This window comes from Komagataeibacter diospyri (assembly GCF_043995075.1).
GTDB classification, from domain to species: Bacteria; Pseudomonadota; Alphaproteobacteria; order Acetobacterales; family Acetobacteraceae; genus Komagataeibacter; species Komagataeibacter diospyri.
This window is the reverse complement of sequence record NZ_CP171836.1, coordinates 1,077,251-1,095,019: the sequence shown is the minus strand read 5'-3', so window position 1 is coordinate 1,095,019 and position 17,769 is coordinate 1,077,251. Positions and strand designations below refer to the sequence as shown.

Below are 17,769 nucleotides of genomic sequence, written 5' to 3'. Positions count from 1 at the left end.
CAATATCATGGAGTGGCCGCATGCATGGACCCCAATGGCTGGAACGCGGCATGAAGCATGTCTGGCTTCCCTATACCCAGATGCAGACCACCCTGCCCCCCCTGCCCGCCGTCAGTACGCACGGGCGCACCATTACACTGGCGGATGGGTCGGAACTGATTGATGGTATCGCATCATGGTGGACGGCCTGCCATGGTTACAACCATTCCCATATCCGTAATGCCGTCAGCGATCAGCTTGGACGGATGCCGCATGTCATGTTTGGCGGGCTGGTCAATGAACCCGCGCTGACACTGGCCCGCCGTCTGGCCGCCATGCTGCCGGGAGATCTGGAGCGGGTGTTCTTTACCGATTCCGGTTCCGTCGCGGTCGAGGTCGCGATGAAGATGGCCATCCAGTACTGGCTGAACCGTGGCCAGACCGGCCGGACGAAGCTGCTGGCTTTCCGTGGCGGCTATCATGGCGACACGATGGCCACCATGGCCATATGCGATCCCGACGAAGGCATGCATTCCCTGTATCAGGGGGCGCTGCCTGAACATTTCATTGCCGACCTGCCCGTGGATGCCGACAGCGTGCGGGCACTGGATGAACTGCTGGCTCAATCAGGCGACAGCATCGCCGCGATTATTGTCGAGCCACTGGTGCAGGGCGCGGGTGGGATGCTGTTCCATTCCCCCGACGTCCTGCGCAACCTGCGCATGCTGGCGGACCGGCATGGCGTGCTGCTGATACTGGATGAAATATTTACCGGCTTTGGGCGCACCGGCACACTGTTCGCATGTGAACAGGCCGGGATCGTGCCCGATGTCATCACCCTGTCCAAGGCGCTGACGGGGGGGACGATGGCGCTGGCTGCCACGGTGGCGCGCACGCATGTATATGACGCTTTCCTGTCGGATAATCCGTTGCATGCGCTTATGCACGGGCCGACCTTCATGGCCAATGCCATGGCATGCGCCTGCGCCAATGCCTCGCTGGATCTGTTTGAACGCGAAAACCGTCTGGCACAGGTTGCACATATCGGACAGCAGATGCGTACCGAACTGGAACCGTGTCGCAACCTGCCCCATGTGGTGGATGTGCGCGTGATGGGGGCGATCGGCGTGGTGGAACTGGACCGCATACGTGACATGAATGCGCTGAAGAGCGCCCTGATCGCGCAGGGGGTATGGGTACGGCCCTTCCGTAATATCGTTTATCTGACGCCAGCCTTTAACATAACCACGTCCGAGCTGGGCAGACTGACCGCAGCCATCCGGACCGTACTGGCGCAACCTGTGTAGGAAGGGCCGTATCGGCGCTAGGCCATTGGGGACGGATCTGGTATAGAAAAGACATGACTTTTTTTCAGCATCGATCCTGGCGCATGACAAATCATGATAGCAAGCGACAGATCGTGCTGAAGATCCTGTCGGACGGGAAAGCCCGTTCAGTGCGCGAAATCGGTGACCTGTTCCCCGAGCTGGGCACCTACCATGCCCGGCTGGCGTTACAGGCGCTGCGTAATCAGGGGCTGGTCACGGTGGAAGACGCCCCGGATGCCAGTGATGGACGCAGGCGCAAGGTCTGGCGTCTGGTTAACGCACACGCCTGAAGGCTGTATCCGAACGTTATCCGGTTCCTTACGGTGGTGCGTCGATACACCGTATCGAGACGTCAGGACCACCCTGATCCCTGCGTGCGGACACCTAATTCCCTTTAATAAGGCAGGTTTCTCTGAAACCGCCTCCCTGCCGACAGGCCCCGCCCGATAGACCCGGGCGGGGCTGTGCCCATTCAGGACGGGGTGGATTCCAGCTCTTCCTTCTTGTCGGCCGGTGGTTTGCTACGGCTGTTACGGCGTGGTGCACGGGGTGCGCGCGGTGTCGGGGCAGGTGCGGGTTCGCTGGCTACGGTGGGCTGCGGGGCGGTTTCCGCCGGTTCGCTCACCTGCTGCTGGATGACGGGCTGTTCGGTGCTGTCATCAATGGCGGTATCGGTGGGCTGGCGGTTGTCGACCGGGCGCTGCTGGCGGGCGGCCATGCGTTCCTGACGTTCCTGCTGGCTCTGCTGTGCGGCCTGCGTCATGGCGTTGAGAATGCGGAAGTAATGTTCGGCATGCTGGAAATAGGCTTCTGCCATGACGCGGTCGCCCGTGCTGCTGGCGTCACGGCCCAGCTGCAGGTATTTTTCAAACAGCTGCTGTGCCGTGCCGCGCACACGCAGGTCAGGTCCATTACTGTCGAAGACATGGTTGCGGTTCAACGGGATCTGGCCATTATTATGGCGTACGCTTCCGCCATTGCTGCCGCCCGAACGATTGTGACGGCCTCGCATGCGTTTCATGTTCATAAGCTGTCGCAGCACTTTCCTGTTGCCGGTCGCCGGCGCTGCCCTGGACCGTGGGGCGGTCTATCCGTCCCGTCTGTTGCCATAGTGGTTGTCCGGTATGACGCCGGACACGGATCCCTGCATGGCGGAACCATTCCGGTTCATGACGCCAGCTTTTCTGTTTTGCAATCGGGATCACCCACGCGGAAACGGAACAGCAGATCAGCTTGCAGTTCGTGTTTCCTGCGCCATCGCAATATAGCCCGCCTGTTTCGGTCTGCCAAATTATTTTTTCACCACCAGCGCCCGCCCTATTCCTCCCAGGTCAGGGCGGATTTCCAGTACCTGCAGCCCACCATTATGCATAAGGGCGGGTACGCTGTGATCCTGACCTATACCCAGTTCCAGCACCCCGATCCCGCCTGGTGCCAGCAGGTCGTGCACTATCGTCGCCAGTGCGCGATAGGCGACCAGTCCATCCTCCCCGCCATCCAGCGCGCGTGCAGGTTCATGGCGCACGACTTCGGGCATAAGTCCGTTCAGGTCGGCATGCGGGATATAGGGCGGATTGCTCAGGATCAGGTCGAATGGTCCCGTGATTCCGTCGGCCCAGTTGCAGCATAGCATGTCACAGCGCGCGGAAAGGCCATTGCGTGCGGCATTGCGTGCGGCAAGGTGCGCGGCATCGGGGTTGAGGTCAGTGCCAATCCCCGTGGCCTGCGGATATTCCGCAAGTACTGCCAGCAGCAGGCAGCCCGTGCCCGTCCCGATATCCAGCACGTGCAGCGGGGCATTACGGTCCGGCAGATGGTCCATTACGGCTTCCACCAGCGTTTCCGTATCCGCGCGCGGGATCAGGGTTGCGGGCGACACCACCATATCCAGTGACCAGAAACCCGTATGCCCGGTGATGTAGGCCATCGGTTCATGATCCAGGCGGCGCTGCAGAATCTGCATGAAAGTATCATGGCTGCCGGGCGGCAGCACGTCGATGCGTAATAGCCCCGCAAGGTCGGTACCTGCCGCATGGGCGGCCAGCAGCCGGGCCTCGCGTTGGGGGGCTTCGATACCAGCGGCACGCAGGCGGGTGGTGGCATCGGATAGAAGATGGCGCAAATTTGCTGGCGTCTGTATCATGGCATCTTTCATCACGGCTGATTTCCGTCATACTGGGGCATCATGCAACTGCCCGCTTTTTCATTACGCCCTGTGCGGATCCTGATTGCCACCATGCTGTGCGCCAGCATGGCGACGCCGGCGCTTGCCGGGTCGTTTTATGTCGAGGATGGGTCCGGCGATGGAGAAATATCCGAAATCTCGCGCCTGTATGTGGATGAACAGCTGGTCGCGACCTTCCGTCTTGACCATGACCATCCTACCCAGACCGCCCATGTGGAAACGGCGGTCAGCCGCGTGAACCACAGCTACGCCCTGTGTGGCGAGATCACGATCCGCCGCCCCGAAGGCAAGGTCGAGATCCATCAGGTCAGTGGCGAAGGCGTGCTGCATGAACCCGATGGCCACCATCTTGTCGCCCTTGGCGCACGCAATTTCACGGAATTCTACCTGGCCGACCCTGATGACCCGGATGTGGTCGAACGCCATCCCGGTCGCAGCAGCCTGTGTGCCGCGCCGACGTCATAGGGCGTCAGGTATCATCCGCCGCAAGAAGGGCCGCCTGTTCTTCCTGTGTCAGCGCATCGACGAATTCATCAAGTTCCCCCGCCATCACCCGGTCGATCTTGTACAGCGTCAGCCCGATGCGGTGGTCGGTCACGCGCCCCTGCGGAAAGTTGTAGGTACGGATGCGTTCCGACCGGTCGCCCGTGCCGACCTGCGCACGGCGGTCAGCGGCACGGGTTTCATGGGCTGCGGCACGGTTACGTTCATACAGGCGGGCGCGCAGGATCTTCATCGCCTTGGCGCGGTTCTTGTGCTGGCTTTTTTCTTCCTGCATCGCCACGACGATATTGGTGGGCAGATGGGTGATGCGCACTGCACTTTCAGTCTTGTTGACGTGCTGTCCCCCTGCCCCTGATGCCCGATAGACATCAATGCGCAGGTCACCCTCGTTCACTTCCACATCGACTTCTTCCGCTTCGGGCAGAACGGCGACTGTTACGGTGGATGTATGGATGCGGCCCTGGCTTTCAGTCGCGGGCACGCGCTGCACACGGTGAACGCCGGATTCGTATTTCAGCCGGGCGAACACGCCGCGCCCGGTAATGCTGGCGATCCCTTCGCGCAGGCCGCCGAGTTCGGACTGGTCATATTCCAGCACCTCGAACCGCCAGCCGCGCTGGTCGGCATAGCGCTGGTACGCGCCAAACAGTTCGGCCGCGAACAGCCCCGCTTCATCCCCACCTGCGGCGGGTCGGATTTCAAGGATGGCGCTGCGCTCATCCGCTTCGTCACGGGGTAGCATGGCCAGACGGATATCATGGCGCAGTTCAGGTATCTGCTGGCGCAGGGTGCCCAGTTCGGCTTCCGCCAGTTCCCGCAGTTCCGGGTCGGACAGCATCTGGCTTGCGTCGTGTTCCGCCTGCTCCGCCGTGCGCAGGGCGTTCACACGGGCCACAATCGGTTCCAGTTCCGCGTATTCGCGTGAGGCCTGGCTGAAATCGGCTCCCGACATTCCTTCCGCAAGGAGGGCCTGCAGTTCCTCACACCGGGCGACAATACGGTCCAGACGGTCGTCAAACTTTGCCACGGTCAGGCCCTTTTGGGTGTTCCGGACAGAAGGAAGGCCGCCACGCCATCCATCGGCACTTCAGTCTGCTGTCCGCTGTCCAGATCCTTGACCTGCACCACGCCGCGCGCGATTTCGTCACTGCCGATCACGATGGCATGGGTGGCGTTCATGCGGTTGGCGCGTTCCATCCGCCGCTTCATGTTGCCGCGATAGGAGGTCTCGGCCCGGACGCCTGCACCACGCACCGCCTGCAATATGGTAATCGCCGCCGCCTGCGCATCCGCCCCCATGGGAATGATGGCAACCGGGCGCGGGTCCGCAGGAATGTCTTCCAGCAGCATGGACAGGCGCTCGATCCCGCCAGCCCAGCCAATGGCAGGCGTCGCGGGACCACCCATTTCGGCCACCAGCCCGTCATAGCGGCCACCCGCCAGCACGGTGCCCTGCGCGCCAAGTCGTTCGGTCACGAATTCAAAGGCGGTATGCCCGTAATAATCCAGCCCGCGTACGATGCGCGGGTTTTCACGGAATTTCACGCCCATCACATCCAGCGTCCGGCGCAGGTCGTCCCAGAATGTCCGGGCATCCGGCGTCAGGAAGTCAGCGATCATCGGGGCGTCAGCCAGCAGCGCGCGATCCTGCGCCGCCTTGCTGTCCAGAATGCGCAGCGGGTTGCGTTCCAGCCGGGTCTGGCTGTCGGCCGACAGATCGGCACGGCGTTCGCTGAAATAGGCGATCAGTGCGGTCCGCCAGGCATCGCGGCTGGCCATGTCACCCAGTGTGTTGAGCTCCAGCACCACGTCATGGGCAATGCCCAGGCCCTGCAGCACGTCACGGCCCATGGCAATGACTTCGGCATCGGCCAGCGGTTCGGCAGCGCCCAGCAGTTCGGCACCGATCTGGTGGAACTGGCGGTAGCGTCCCTTCTGCGGGCGTTCATAGCGGAACATTGGCCCGGCGTAGAACACCTTCTGCGGCAGGGACTGCGTCAGCCCGTTGGTGACCAGCGCGCGGCAGATGGCGGCTGTCCCTTCGGGGCGCAGGGTCAGGGATTCGCCGCCCCGGTCCTCGAACGTGTACATTTCCTTGGACACGACATCGGACGTATCGCCCAGCGAGCGTGAAAAGACCCGTGTGTCTTCAAAAACCGGGGTCGCCCATTCGTCAAATCCGTACAGGCCGACAATGCGGCGCGCGGTTTCGACAACATGGGTAAAACGCCTGCGGTCCTCACCGATCAGGTCGTGGGTGCCACGAACGGGCTGTAAGCTGCTCACTACGCGATATTCCTGCATTGAACCCGGCCCGTACCCGTAGAACTGGCCGGTTGGGCGGCACGCCGGACCCTGGCGCGCCGCATGTATTCAGTCCGCGGTGGACATGGTGGCTTCGCGGGCCATTTCCTCGGCGGGGGTATTGCTGGCGTCGGCAGCCGCAAGCTGCTCCACCTTCTTTTCCACCAGTTCGACAATATGTTCGATCATGTCGCCTGCGGGCATGGTATGATCCTGCTTGCCCGCAGAATAGACCATGTGACGGCCCGAACCGCCGCCGGTCACACCGATATCGGTCATAAGCGCCTCGCCGGGGCCATTGACCACGCAGCCGATGATCGACAGCGTCATGGGTGTCTTGATATGCGCCAGCCGGTCTTCCAGCGTCTGCACGGTCTCGATCACGTTGAAGCCCTGACGTGCGCAGGACGGGCAGGAAATGATCTTCACGCCACGGTGGCGCAGGCCCAGTGACTTCAGGATATCCCAGCCGACCAGCACCTCTTCTTCCGGTTCCGCCGAAAGCGAGACGCGCATGGTGTCACCCACGCCCGCCCATAGCAGGTTGCCCAGCCCGATGGAGGACTTGACCGTGCCCGCGCGCTTGCTGCCCGCTTCGGTAATGCCGATATGCAGCGGGTGGTCGCATACATCAGCCAGTTGCTGGTAGGCCGCGACCGCCATGAACACGTCGGATGCCTTCACGCTGATCTTGAACTCATGGAAGTCATGATCTTCAAGGATCTTGGCGTGTTCCAGGGCGCTTTCCACCAGCGCGTCGGGGTTCGGCTCGCCGTATTTTTCCAGAAGGTGCTTTTCCAGCGAACCGGCGTTTACGCCGATACGGATGGAACAGTTGTGGTCCTTCGCCGCGTTCACGACTTCACGCACGCGCTCGGCGCTGCCGATGTTGCCGGGGTTGATGCGCAGGCACGCAGCACCGGCCTTTGCGGCTTCGATGGCGCGTTTGTAGTGGAAATGGATGTCAGCCACGATGGGCACGTTCACTTCCCGCACGATTTCGGCCAGCGCCTTCGTGCTGTCCTCATCGGGACAGGAGACGCGTACGATGTCCACGCCCGCCAGTTCAGCGCGGCGGATCTGCGCGATCGTGGCCTCGGCGTCCGTGGTCAGGGTATTGGTCATGGTCTGGACCGAAACCGGGGCATCCCCACCGACCGGCACGCTGCCGACATGGATCTGCCGCGACTTGCGGCGTTCGATGTGCTGATAAGGACGATAGCTGCTCATTATGTGCCCTCCAGATAAGGCGGCGGTTATGCTCCGGCCCGCCGTAGCGGCGGCGTGGCACGGCCCTTGGATCTGTTACATGCCGGTTTCCGGCATGGTGATCATCAGGGGACCATGCCGTGGAGACCATTCTACTCCGGATTGATGCGCTGTGGGAGGGGCGGAGAAAGATTATTGCCACTTCCCGTTGCCGGCGTCGCGCCAATGGCCGATGTATCGGTCACGGGCGAAGGTGCCGGTGGGCGGATGACGGGTGCCGGGCTGGCATGCATGACCGACCCGTCCACCACGGCTGTGGGAGTGAGGGGAATGTTATGGCGTACTTCCCCGTTACGGCCCAGCGGCTGTGTCGTGACGCCGCCTGCCGCCAGTGTCAGGCCACCCGCATTGCCAACTGTCAGCACAAGGCCGGACTGGTCCTGCGGGGTCTGCCACGTCTCACCGGGCTGCATCGTGTGGTCATATAATACGGGCCCACCGGGCTTGCGTACCTGCACCCATGTCGGGGCGCTGGCGTTCAGGGTCACGCTGTCCGCCGGGGTGGCAGGCTGTGCGGCTGCCGCGGCCTGCTGGGCCAGCACGTTACGGTCCTCGCCCATTTTTTCCAGCGGCTGCGTGGGGGCGACCGGAGCGGGCTCGGGTGGTGCGGCCTGCTGCACGGATGATGGCGCGCCGGTCAGGGCTTCACGTTCCTGAAGGGGAAGTGGCTGCGGCGGCGGTTCGGGCCGTTCATCAGCGGGGGGCAGGACGGATGCCACCTGTGGCGACGCGGTGGTGGTGGATGATGAAAGTCCCGGCAGCGTCAGCTTGCCGGGAATGTCATGGCCCAGCCCATCCGTGCCGGTCATCTTGTACCAGCCGACATAGGCACCCACCAGGATGACGATACCGCATAGCAGCAGCACCCCGGTCGGCAGGCTCCGGTCGGGCAGCGGCACGGGAAAGGACAGTTCGGACCGGCGGGTGAACGCGCCACGGCTTTCGACCTTGAATCGTTCGACCAGCTGTTCGGATTCCAGGCCCAGCGCCTTGGCATAGGTGCGCAGGAAGCCCACGGCATAGGCGGCGCCGGGCAGTTCGCCCGGCTGGCCTGCTTCCAGCGCCTCCAGATACGGCAGGCGGATGCGCAGCCAGGCTGCGACATCGGGCAGTTTCCACCCCAGTTCCTCGCGCCGTGTGCGCAGGATGTCCCCTACCGACGCGATGGGTGCCGTGCCGGGTGCAGGGACTGTCGTGCCCTGTGCGGGTTTGGGGCGGAAAATGCGTTTGCCGTCGCTCATCCGTAGCGGGCCCTCTCCTCCTGGCGGATCAGGGCATCAATGGCCTGATCGACCAGCTCCTTGATAATCTCACCGACCGGCTGTTCACCCGTAATCATGCCGACCGACTGTCCCGCCATGACGGAACCGTTTTCGACATCACCATCCACCACAGCCCGGCGCAACGCGCCAGCCCAGAAATGTTCAATGTCCAGCTGGGCGGCTTCCTTGGTCAGTTCGCCCGCCTGGAAACGGCGCAGCGTCTGTGCCTGGTGCTGCAGGAAACTGCGTGTGCCCGCGTTGTTCAGCCCGCGTACCGGAATGACCGGAAAGCGTTCATCAAGCTGGACGGAAGTCACCGCATCGCGTGCATTGGCGCGGATGAAGGCCTTCTTGAAGTTTTCATGCGCGATGCTTTCCCGCGACGCGGCGAAGCGCGTGCCGAGCTGCGCGCCCGATGCCCCCTGTTCAAGGTAGGACAGAATGGCATCGCCGCGGCCCAGGCCACCTGCGACGAATATCGGCACGTCATGGATATGCGGCAGGATTTCCTGAGCCAGAACGGTCAGCGAGACCGGGCCGACATGGCCGCCCGCTTCCGATCCTTCGATCACCAGTGCGTCGACGCCAAGGCGCACCAGCCGCTTGGCCAGCACCAGTGCGGGCGCAAAGGCTATGACTTTCGCCCCGCCTTCCTTGATGGCGCGGATCACCGGGCCGGATGGGATGCCACCGGCCAGCACGACATGGGTGATACCTGCGTCAAGGCATACGCGCACGAGTTCATCAAGCTGCGGATGCATGGTGATCAGGTTGACGCCGAACGGGCGGGTGGTCAGCGCCTGTGTCGCCGCGATTTCCTCGGCCAGGCGCGCGGGTTCCATCGCCCCGCAGGCCAGCACGCCAAAGCCGCCGGCGTTGGAAATGGCGGAAACAAGGTTGCGTTCGCTGACCCATGACATCGCCCCGGCCAGCAGCGCGTATTCGCTGCCAAGGAAGCGCGTGCCACGCCCCCACAGGTGGTCAAGCCGGGCACGGGCCTCGGCCCGGCGCGTGGGGTCCGTCAGGGGAGACGGCGCGGTGTCTGACATCTCCGCCACGCTCACGCCGCATCCAGGCCATAGGCGGTATGCAGGGCGCGCACGGCCAGTTCGGTATATTCGGATGCGATCAGCACCGAAACCTTGATTTCGCTGGTGGAAATGACCTGTACGTTGATGTTGCGTTCAGCCAGCGTGCGGAACATCGTGCTGGCGACACCGGCGTGCGAACGCATGCCAACACCTACGACGCTGATCTTCACCACGCCGTCATCGGTCTGCAGTTCCGTGAACTGGATTGCATCGCGGTGGCTTTCCAGCACGGAAATCGCGCGCGCCAGATCGGCCTTGCCGATCGTGAACGTCATGTTGGTCGTCCCGTCGTCGCCCGTGCTCTGGACAATCATGTCCACGTTCACGTTGGCATCGGCCAGCGGGCCGAACACCGCCGCCGCGATACCCGGGCGGTCAGGGAGTTGGCGGACGGAAATCTTTGCCTCGTCCCGGGAGTAGGCAATTCCGGCGACCTGTTCCTGTTCCACGATTTCGTCCTCATCCACGACTAATGAACCGGGCAGATGCCCTTCCGATGGTGCCGGACCATCGGTGAAACTGGACAGCACCTGCACCCGCACGCGCTCCTTCATTGCCAGTTCCACGCTGCGGGTCTGCAGCACCTTGGCCCCTACGGACGCCAGTTCAAGCATTTCCTCATAGGTAATCTTGTCCAGCTTCCGTGCCTTGGTAACAATACGGGGGTCGGTTGTATAGATTCCGTCCACATCCGTGTAGATATCGCACCGGTCCGCCTTCAGCGCCGCCGCCAGCGCCACGGCCGAGGTATCGGACCCCCCGCGTCCCAGCGTGGTGATGCGCCCGTCCGGGCCGATCCCCTGGAAACCGGCCACGACCGGCACCTGTCCCGCCTGCATGCTGCTGATCAGGTTCGCGCCGTCTATGGATACGATACGCGCCTTGCCATGCGCGTCATCCGTGCGCAGCGGGATCTGCCAGCCCAGCCATGATCGGGCATTGACCCCCAGTTTCTGGAGCGCGATGGCCAGCAGGCCACTGGTGACCTGCTCCCCCGTTGCAACGACGGTGTCGTATTCACGTTCATCATGCTGGGGCGAGAGATCGCGGCAGTAGCCGACAAGGCGGTTGGTCACGCCAGACATGGCGGATACGACAACGGCAACCTCGCATCCGGCCTCGACCTGTTTCCGGACTTTTTCCGCGACGGCACGAATCCGGTCAAGATCGGCGACGGATGTGCCACCGAATTTCATCACGATCCGCGGTACGGTAGGGGACATCGGAATAGTGGCTCCATTATGGCTCGGGCTTCAGCATATCCGGAGTGCGGCCCTGTTGGCCAATCCGGGGCATTGCGGTTATGCGCAAGCCGCGTCACATACATCTCCCCAGCTTCCGCGTCCAGCGGGAGAAAGCCAAATGAAAGGCGGTGCACCCATGCAGCATCACGATTCGCCCGTTCTGTCGGCAGATTCCGTCGCCCCCGAGGAGATCGCCCATTTCAGCGATCTGGCCGCCCGGTGGTGGGATCCGGCCGGCCCGATGCGCCCCCTGCACGCCATGAACGACCTGCGCACCGGCTGGGCCATGCGCCATCTGCCCGCGCCGAAGGCTGATGATGGGGCGCGTCGCACATTGCTGGACATCGGCTGTGGCGCGGGACTGGCCAGCGAGGCCTTCGCCCGTGCAGGATTCGACGTGACCGGGCTGGACGCATCACAGGCGGCGATCACGGCAGGCAGACTGCACATGCGTCACCACCCCCTGCCCCCATCAGCAGGCCCGCTGTCCTATCGTTGCGGCAGTGCTGAGGAACTGGTGGCCGAAGGCGCGCGCTTTGACGCGATTTCAGCACTGGAGGTGATCGAACATGTGACCGATCCGGCTGCCTTCCTGCGCATGCTGGGTGGCCTGCTGCAGCCCGGCGGGGTGATGGTGGTTTCGACCATGAACCGCACGTGGCGGTCCATGGCCATGGCCAAGATCGGGGCGGAATATGTCCTGCGCCTGCTGCCGGTGGGCACGCATGACTGGCGCAAGTTCATCACCCCGGCCGAAATGGGGCAGTACACGGCCCATGCGGGCCTGCGCATAACCGATATTGCGGGCATGGTGCCCGGCCTTGGCGGGTGGCGCGAAAGCCGCGACATGGCGGTGAACTACATCGCGGCAATGGTGCGCGACTGAGTACAGCCCGCCCGTGACGGCGGGTCCGGCGTCAGATCGTGTTCATGAACGCGAATGTCGTCGGGCTGCCCACGGGGGTGAAGTTCCATGTAAAGTCCAGCACTCCGGTCTGGGCATTGACCTTGAACGACGTGACGGAATCACTGCGCTGGTTGGCGCAGAACAGGTAGGTTCCGCTGGGGTCGAACATCATCGCGCGGCCATAGTCGGCATGCATCCAGATTTCTTCGACCAGATTCAGCGTGCCGTCGTCATTGACATGGAAGCTGGCCAGCGAATCACCCAGCCGGTTCGATACGTACAGGTATTTGCCGTTGGGCGAGAGCAGGATGCCCGCCGCCAGCGTGCTGCCCCGGAAATGCGGGGTGACGGTGCTGACGGTCTGCTGGGGCACGATTTCGCCGGTCTGGGGATTGAAGGTGGCGGCGACCACTTTCGAATCCTGTTCGCCCAGAATGTAGATCATCGTCCCCTTCTCGTTGAAGGAGAAGTGGCGCGGGGCCGATCCCGGCGTCATGGAAATGAACGGTGTCTTGGCGGGAACCAGCCTGCCGGTATGCAGGTCCAGCGTCCAGACATACACCCGGTCCAGCCCGGCGTCGCATGCCAGCACGTACCGTCCTGACGGGTCGGACGCCACCATGTGTACATGCGCGCTGGAATGATCGCTTATGGCGAAGTTGCCCGGCGGGTTATCCGCCGCGCGGTCGGGCATGCGCGGGCCGGTATTGTGCACCACGTCCGTCGGGTCGCCCAGGCTGCCGTCGGGGTGGATGGGCAGGACGCCAACCGTGCCGCCCATGTAATTGGCCACCAGCACGTATTTGCCCGATGCATGCACGCTGAGATGCGCGGGCACCGCGCCGCCTGAACGCACGACGTTTAGCTTGGTCAGTTCCCCGCTGGAACGGTTGACGGAAAACGCCGTGACGCAGCCTTCGCCATTGGCATTGAAATCATTGATTTCGCTCAGGGCATACAGGTGCTTGAAATCAGCGGACATGGCCATGAAAGACGGGCTTGCAATGTCCACATAGGTCATGAGCGGCGAAAGACTGCTGGTATCGGGGTTCATTTCGAACACTGAAATACCCTGCCCGTTGCCAGCGCCGCCGGGCGGTCCGTGCTGGGTATAGCCACCGATATAGCAGATGGTGCGCGGCCTGGCCGCGGTCTGCGCCACGGCGCGGCGGGATATGGCGGGCACGCTGGCAGCGGCCAGTGTGGTGGCGAACACACGGCGGGAGATATTGCAGCTCATGGAATAAGGATCATCCTCATTGGTTGAGAATTGTTTTCTGGGGCCTTCAGGGCAATTTGCACGCCGGGCCAATCGTGCCGGTATAGCGGGTCCACGTCTCGGTTTCACCAAATAAAGGCACGGCAACGAAACCGCGCAGCTTCAGGTCCCCGGATTGTGAAACCCACAGCTTGGCATGATAGACGTGGCCCGTATCGGGATCTGTCACATGGCCGTTCCAGTGTCCCGCGTCCTTCGGGTCGGGCGTGAAGCCGTTCAGCATGGGCAGGTTGCATTCCGGCTCGCCCCGTTTGTCGCGCGGCATGTCGGTCGTGTAGCGCACGCCAGCCAGCTTCCCGCAGATTTCATTCCCGCAATGGGAAATTTCAAACACGCCGTCATGGTCCTTTGTCATCCACCGGCCGATAATGTCCGGCTCCGCTTCCGCGGCGCGCGCGGTGGGCAGGCCGGCAGTCCCGACCGCCATTGCGCATAAGGCTGCAATCGTACCCCTGGCCAGCCAGCGCCTGATGCGCCCGCCCGCCCGGTGCCCGGTCTGGCGCGTACCATTGTGGCTTTTGCTGTCGTGCATTTCCAATCGTTCCCCCACATGGCGCGTGACGCGGCGGTCCATGCGTGCCGCGCTTGCGTGTTCCCTTTAGCTGTCGGCCCGGCGGACCCACGGGATGGCGTGCACCTCCACCCCTTCCTCATCCAGTTCGGCCTGTTCCTGCGGCGTCATGCTGCCATAGATTCCGCGTGCCTCGGTCCTGCCCCGGTGCATGTCCAAGGCTTCCTCGGCAAAGCGGTCTCCCACGTCGTCGCAGTGTTCCTCTACCGTGTGGCGTATTTTCTGTAACAGAGCGATCATGGCGTCGGGCACTCCTCCAGACGCATGGCCGGGTGGCGTGACCGCGGGTTGTGGTGGCGCATCCCTTGCCAGATGGGAACCTGCGGTATGGACCGCTGGCGCCATCAGCGCGCGCGTGACCTCGGCCGACCCGCATTGCGGACATGACAGCAGGCCGCGCCTGGCCTGCTGTTCGAATGCGGCGCTGCCGGGAAACCACCCTTCAAATTCATGGCCTGCGTTACAGCGCAGCTCGTACCGGATCATGCCTTCTCCGTCCGTATGCCGTATCAGCCCTTGCCCAGAAGGGCATCAAGTCTGCCCGTCCGTTCCAGCGCCATCAGGTCATCACAGCCACCAAGGGGAGTATTGTCGATGAATATCTGCGGCACGGTGGTGCGACCGCCCGAACGGCGGATCGATTCCTCGCGTTCGGGCGTGCCATGCGGGGCATTGATTTCGGTGAAGGGCACACCCTTGTGCGTCAGCAGGCGGACCGCGTGGATGCAGTAGGGACAGCCCGGCTGGGTATAGATCTCAATAGACGGCATTGAACCTTCGCTTGGTTTGTTGTGTGTCCGCCGTCATGACGGCGGAACGGGTCTGGGTTTCCAGCTTATCCTATTGTTGTTCGTGCTGACCACAGGCACGCGCGGCGGCCAGCACGTCAACCCGTGCGGCTCCCGCCTGCAGCAGGCTGCTGGCGCATGCAGCAAGTGTCGCGCCCGTGGTCATGACATCATCCACCACGATGACATGCCGACCCGCGATATCACCCAGCCGGTGGCTGCGCACGCCGATCACACCGTGCATGATGGCCTGCCGGCGTGCCCTGCCCTGTCCTTTCAGCGCGGGTGTGGCCCGTAGGCGTTCCAGCCCGTCAGGCAGGACAGTTGCCCCTGTCTGTCGCGCCAGCGCACATGCCAGCAGTGCCGCCTGGTTGTAACGCCGGGTAAACAGGCGCACCCGGTGCAGCGGAACCGGTATGAAAACGCTGTCCTTTCCCACCAGTCCCCGGGCTGCTGCCGCCATGTAACGCGCCAGCAGCGCCGCGTTTTCCGTGCGGTCCGCATATTTCAGCGGCAGGATCAGCCGGCGCGGCAGGTCGTCGTATACCATCGCCGCCCGGCCCTCGCGCCATGGTGGCGGGTTTTCGGCGCATGTGGTGCAGGTCAGTGTGGAACCGCCAGCCGCGCGGGATGAAAATGGCAGCGCGCAGCGATGACAGTACGGTGATGTGATCAGATGCAACTGGCTGACGCATGTCGCGCATAACAGTCCTGCCTGCATGACATCGGCCCCGCAGGCAAGGCAGTGTGGCGGGAACAGCGTATCCAGCACGCGGGCGCGCGCCCGTCGCCACCATGGGAATGCGTGATGGTTCATGCGTTCACGTGATCGTGGGCTTGGCAGCCGGGGGACAAGGCGGCACATCGGAGGGCATGAGCATGGATGTGCCGCAGATATTTGACCGTCACGCCGTGCGCCTGCACCGCGACCGCGCGGCTGCCACTGTCGACCATGTGCGGCCCGTGCTGGCTGAAGCGGCAGACCGCCTGCTGGACCGGCTGGATGATGTCACCCGTCCCTTTCACGCAGGTCTGGATATAGGCGGGCGTGGCGTTGTGGTGCAGGCGTTGCGCGCCCGTGGCATCCCAGCCGTCACGACCGACCTGTCGCACCGCATGTGCGCGGCGGGGGCAGGGCCTGCCGTGTGCATGGACACGGAGTGGCTGCCCTTCGCGCCCCACAGCTTCGACCTTGTGGTGGCCTGCCTGTCGCTGCACTGGGTCAATGACCTGCCGGGCGTTCTGGCGCAGGTACGTCGCATACTGGCCCCCGACGGGCTGTTCCTGGCCTGCATGCCGGTGCTGCCCACGCTGGGTGGCCTGCGCCATGCCTTGATGGAAGCCGAGATGGCGCAGCGTGGCGGGGTTTCGCCGCGTGTCTCCCCCTTTCCTGGACTGCGGGATTGCGCGGGCCTGCTGCAGCGCGCGGGGTTTGCACTGCCGGTGGCGGATGCAGATGTGATCCACCTGTCCTATCGCACGCCCATGGGCCTGCTGACCGATCTGCGTAATGCGGGAGAGACGAATGCCCTTCGCGCGCGTGCGCCCGGGCTGACGCACCCGGCCCTGCTGGCGGATGCGCTGGGCCGCCTGCCCGTGGCCGCGGACGGTAGCGTGGAGCAGGACCTGCATGTGGCGATGATGACAGGCTGGTCCCCTGCCCCGACCCAGCCGCAGCCCCTGAGGCCGGGGCAGTTCAGCGTAAGTCTGGAGGATGCGCTGCGCGGGACGGCCTAGCACGGTGGAACCCTTTTATCCGCCAGTGACGCTCATGTGGCGCGTGACCCGGGCGGGATCATCGGCATTGCGGCCGATCAGGAAGTCATGCCCGCGTGGCTTGCGCAGTATGGCGGCGCGGACATGGTCCATCATTTCCGTGTCATCCGCTCCTGCGCGCAGCGGTGCGCGCAGGTCGGTCGAACCTTCATGCCCAAGGCAGGTATAAAGCCGCCCGGTGCATGACAGGCGGACCCGGTTGCAGCTTTCGCAGAAATTATGGGTCATGGGCGTGATGAAACCGATCCTGCGCCCGGTTTCGGCGATGCGGGCGTAACGCGCGGGACCGCCGGTGCGGTAGGTCAGCGGTTCCAGCGTCCAGCGGTGCCGCAGGTCGCGACGCACTTCCGAGAGCGGCAGGTAATGGTCGGTCCGGTCCTCGCCGGTTTCGCCCATGGGCATGGTCTCGATCAGGCACAGATCCGCGCCGATTTCACCGCACCATGCGATCAGGGTATCGAATTCATCCGCGTTGATGTCCGCCATGGCCACGGTGTTGATGCGTATCTCCAGCCCTGCTTCCCGTGCGGCGCGGATCCCGTCCAGCGTGCGGGCAAGGTTGCCGCGTCGGGTAATGCGCCTGAAGCGGTCAGGATCGAGCGAATCAAGACTGACATTGACCCGCCGTACCCCACAGGTGCGCAGGTTATCCGCGAATTCGGCCAGTCGGCTGGCGTTGGTGGTCAGGGTCAGCTCATCCAGTCCGGCCTGCCCGGACGGACGGCCCAGCCACCCGCCCATTTCACGGAAGAAATCCATGACATCGCGTCGTACCAGTGGTTCTCCCCCCGTTACGCGCAGCCTGCGCACGCCGTGCCGGATAAAGGACGCGCATAGCCGCCCCAGTTCATCCAGAGACAGGATTTCAGCCTTGGGCAGGAAGGTCATGTCTTCGGACATGCAGTAGATGCAACGCATGTCGCACCGGTCCGTGACCGATACGCGCAGATAGGTCAGCAGGCGGCCATAGGAATCCGGCAGTGGAGCAATCAGCGGAGCGATGTTCATGCGGGCGATCCCTTACGACAGCACGGTCAGCTGCACGACCGTGGCATCGACCAGCACCTTGCCCGCATGGGGAAACATGACCGTAACCCGGTGCCCGATGGCGGACTGCACCTGTCCTTCGCCCCATTCCGGGTGATCGGGGTGGCTTACGAGTTGCCCCGGCACGAGAAATGAACGGAAGGGTGGAGTAACCATTATATCGCGCGGTTCCTGCATGGGGGCCATGACCGGGCATATCGGACCGGTTCGGGTCTTATTAAACCCCATGGCCCGG

General features: G+C 63.4%; 20 protein-coding genes. 5 read left to right on the top strand and 15 right to left on the bottom strand.

Translation table 11 applies throughout. The annotated features are described in order from the left end of the window. The first annotated feature begins 20 nt into the window (after positions 1-20). Complete coding sequence (locus ACE2AA_RS05045; RefSeq protein WP_395372133.1) at positions 21-1,286, top strand: adenosylmethionine--8-amino-7-oxononanoate transaminase; 1,266 nt, start codon at positions 21-23, stop codon at positions 1,284-1,286. Between the two features lie 53 nt (positions 1,287-1,339). Then, positions 1,340-1,597, top strand: a complete 258-nt coding sequence (locus ACE2AA_RS05040) for a hypothetical protein (RefSeq protein ID WP_141260149.1) — start codon at positions 1,340-1,342, stop codon at positions 1,595-1,597. Between the two features lie 182 nt (positions 1,598-1,779). Here ACE2AA_RS05040 and ACE2AA_RS05035 read toward each other — a convergent pair whose 3' ends face one another. Further along, a complete protein-coding gene (locus ACE2AA_RS05035; protein ID WP_141260148.1) occupies positions 1,780-2,334 on the bottom strand; it encodes a DUF4167 domain-containing protein in 555 nt (184 codons plus the stop codon). A 264-nt stretch (positions 2,335-2,598) separates the two neighbouring features. Further along, positions 2,599-3,462 (bottom strand): peptide chain release factor N(5)-glutamine methyltransferase, encoded by an 864-nt coding sequence (gene prmC, locus ACE2AA_RS05030; RefSeq protein WP_395371539.1) that lies wholly within the window; start codon positions 3,460-3,462, stop codon positions 2,599-2,601. 30 nt (positions 3,463-3,492) lie between these two features. Here prmC and ACE2AA_RS05025 point away from each other — a divergent pair, with 30 nt between their 5' ends. Then, positions 3,493-3,957, top strand: a complete 465-nt coding sequence (locus tag ACE2AA_RS05025; protein WP_141260140.1) for a hypothetical protein — start codon at positions 3,493-3,495, stop codon at positions 3,955-3,957. Between the two features lie 4 nt (positions 3,958-3,961). On the opposite strand, the gene prfA is transcribed toward ACE2AA_RS05025, so the two are convergent. The 6 genes from prfA to ACE2AA_RS04995 form a co-directional block, all read right to left on the bottom strand. Continuing rightward, entirely contained in the window at positions 3,962-5,023 is a 1,062-nt protein-coding gene (gene prfA, locus ACE2AA_RS05020; protein WP_141260139.1) for a peptide chain release factor 1, read from the bottom strand. A gap of 2 nt (positions 5,024-5,025) precedes the next feature. Continuing rightward, complete coding sequence (gene hisS, locus ACE2AA_RS05015) at positions 5,026-6,282, bottom strand: histidine--tRNA ligase (protein ID WP_141260138.1); 1,257 nt, start codon at positions 6,280-6,282, stop codon at positions 5,026-5,028. An 87-nt stretch (positions 6,283-6,369) separates the two neighbouring features. Beyond that, entirely contained in the window at positions 6,370-7,530 is a 1,161-nt protein-coding gene (ispG, locus tag ACE2AA_RS05010) for a flavodoxin-dependent (E)-4-hydroxy-3-methylbut-2-enyl-diphosphate synthase (RefSeq protein WP_141300033.1), read from the bottom strand. 131 nt (positions 7,531-7,661) lie between these two features. After that, a complete protein-coding gene (locus ACE2AA_RS05005; protein ID WP_141300031.1) occupies positions 7,662-8,810 on the bottom strand; it encodes a helix-turn-helix domain-containing protein in 1,149 nt (382 codons plus the stop codon). Continuing rightward, a complete protein-coding gene (locus ACE2AA_RS05000; protein ID WP_141300116.1) occupies positions 8,807-9,880 on the bottom strand; it encodes a nitronate monooxygenase family protein in 1,074 nt (357 codons plus the stop codon). Before ACE2AA_RS05000 ends, ACE2AA_RS05005 begins: the two co-directional genes overlap by 4 nt. An 11-nt stretch (positions 9,881-9,891) precedes the next feature. After that, complete coding sequence (locus tag ACE2AA_RS04995; RefSeq protein WP_141260135.1) at positions 9,892-11,145, bottom strand: aspartate kinase; 1,254 nt, start codon at positions 11,143-11,145, stop codon at positions 9,892-9,894. A gap of 157 nt (positions 11,146-11,302) precedes the next feature. On the opposite strand from ACE2AA_RS04995, the gene ubiG reads away from it, so the two are divergent. Beyond that, a complete protein-coding gene (gene ubiG / locus ACE2AA_RS04990) occupies positions 11,303-12,052 on the top strand; it encodes a bifunctional 2-polyprenyl-6-hydroxyphenol methylase/3-demethylubiquinol 3-O-methyltransferase UbiG (RefSeq protein ID WP_141300029.1) in 750 nt (249 codons plus the stop codon). 31 nt (positions 12,053-12,083) lie between these two features. On the opposite strand, the gene ACE2AA_RS04985 is transcribed toward ubiG, so the two are convergent. From ACE2AA_RS04985 to ACE2AA_RS04965, 5 genes are all read right to left on the bottom strand, one after another. Further along, positions 12,084-13,313: a lactonase family protein gene (locus tag ACE2AA_RS04985; protein ID WP_395371535.1), complete on the bottom strand. Its 1,230-nt coding sequence runs from the start codon at positions 13,311-13,313 to the stop codon at positions 12,084-12,086. A gap of 46 nt (positions 13,314-13,359) precedes the next feature. Further along, positions 13,360-13,884, bottom strand: a complete 525-nt coding sequence (locus ACE2AA_RS04980; protein ID WP_141260145.1) for a DUF2147 domain-containing protein — start codon at positions 13,882-13,884, stop codon at positions 13,360-13,362. Between the two features lie 66 nt (positions 13,885-13,950). After that, the gene (locus ACE2AA_RS04975; protein WP_141300025.1) at positions 13,951-14,409 is read right to left on the bottom strand and encodes a DUF1178 family protein; all 459 of its coding nucleotides are present in this window, start codon (positions 14,407-14,409) and stop codon (positions 13,951-13,953) included. Between the two features lie 23 nt (positions 14,410-14,432). Beyond that, entirely contained in the window at positions 14,433-14,693 is a 261-nt protein-coding gene (gene grxC, locus ACE2AA_RS04970; protein WP_141260131.1) for a glutaredoxin 3, read from the bottom strand. A 70-nt stretch (positions 14,694-14,763) separates the two neighbouring features. Continuing rightward, positions 14,764-15,528: a ComF family protein gene (locus ACE2AA_RS04965; protein ID WP_395371533.1), complete on the bottom strand. Its 765-nt coding sequence runs from the start codon at positions 15,526-15,528 to the stop codon at positions 14,764-14,766. A gap of 56 nt (positions 15,529-15,584) precedes the next feature. On the opposite strand from ACE2AA_RS04965, the gene ACE2AA_RS04960 reads away from it, so the two are divergent. Beyond that, entirely contained in the window at positions 15,585-16,448 is an 864-nt protein-coding gene (locus ACE2AA_RS04960; protein WP_395371531.1) for a methyltransferase domain-containing protein, read from the top strand. A gap of 15 nt (positions 16,449-16,463) precedes the next feature. Here ACE2AA_RS04960 and moaA read toward each other — a convergent pair whose 3' ends face one another. Continuing rightward, positions 16,464-17,495 carry a GTP 3',8-cyclase MoaA gene (gene moaA / locus ACE2AA_RS04955; RefSeq protein ID WP_395371529.1) on the bottom strand — a complete coding sequence of 344 codons (1,032 nt, stop codon included), beginning with the start codon at positions 17,493-17,495 and terminating at the stop codon, positions 16,464-16,466. Positions 17,496-17,507: 12 nt separating this feature from the next. Beyond that, positions 17,508-17,690, bottom strand: a complete 183-nt coding sequence (locus ACE2AA_RS04950) for a DUF3553 domain-containing protein (RefSeq protein ID WP_227000793.1) — start codon at positions 17,688-17,690, stop codon at positions 17,508-17,510. Positions 17,691-17,769 lie beyond the last annotated feature (79 nt).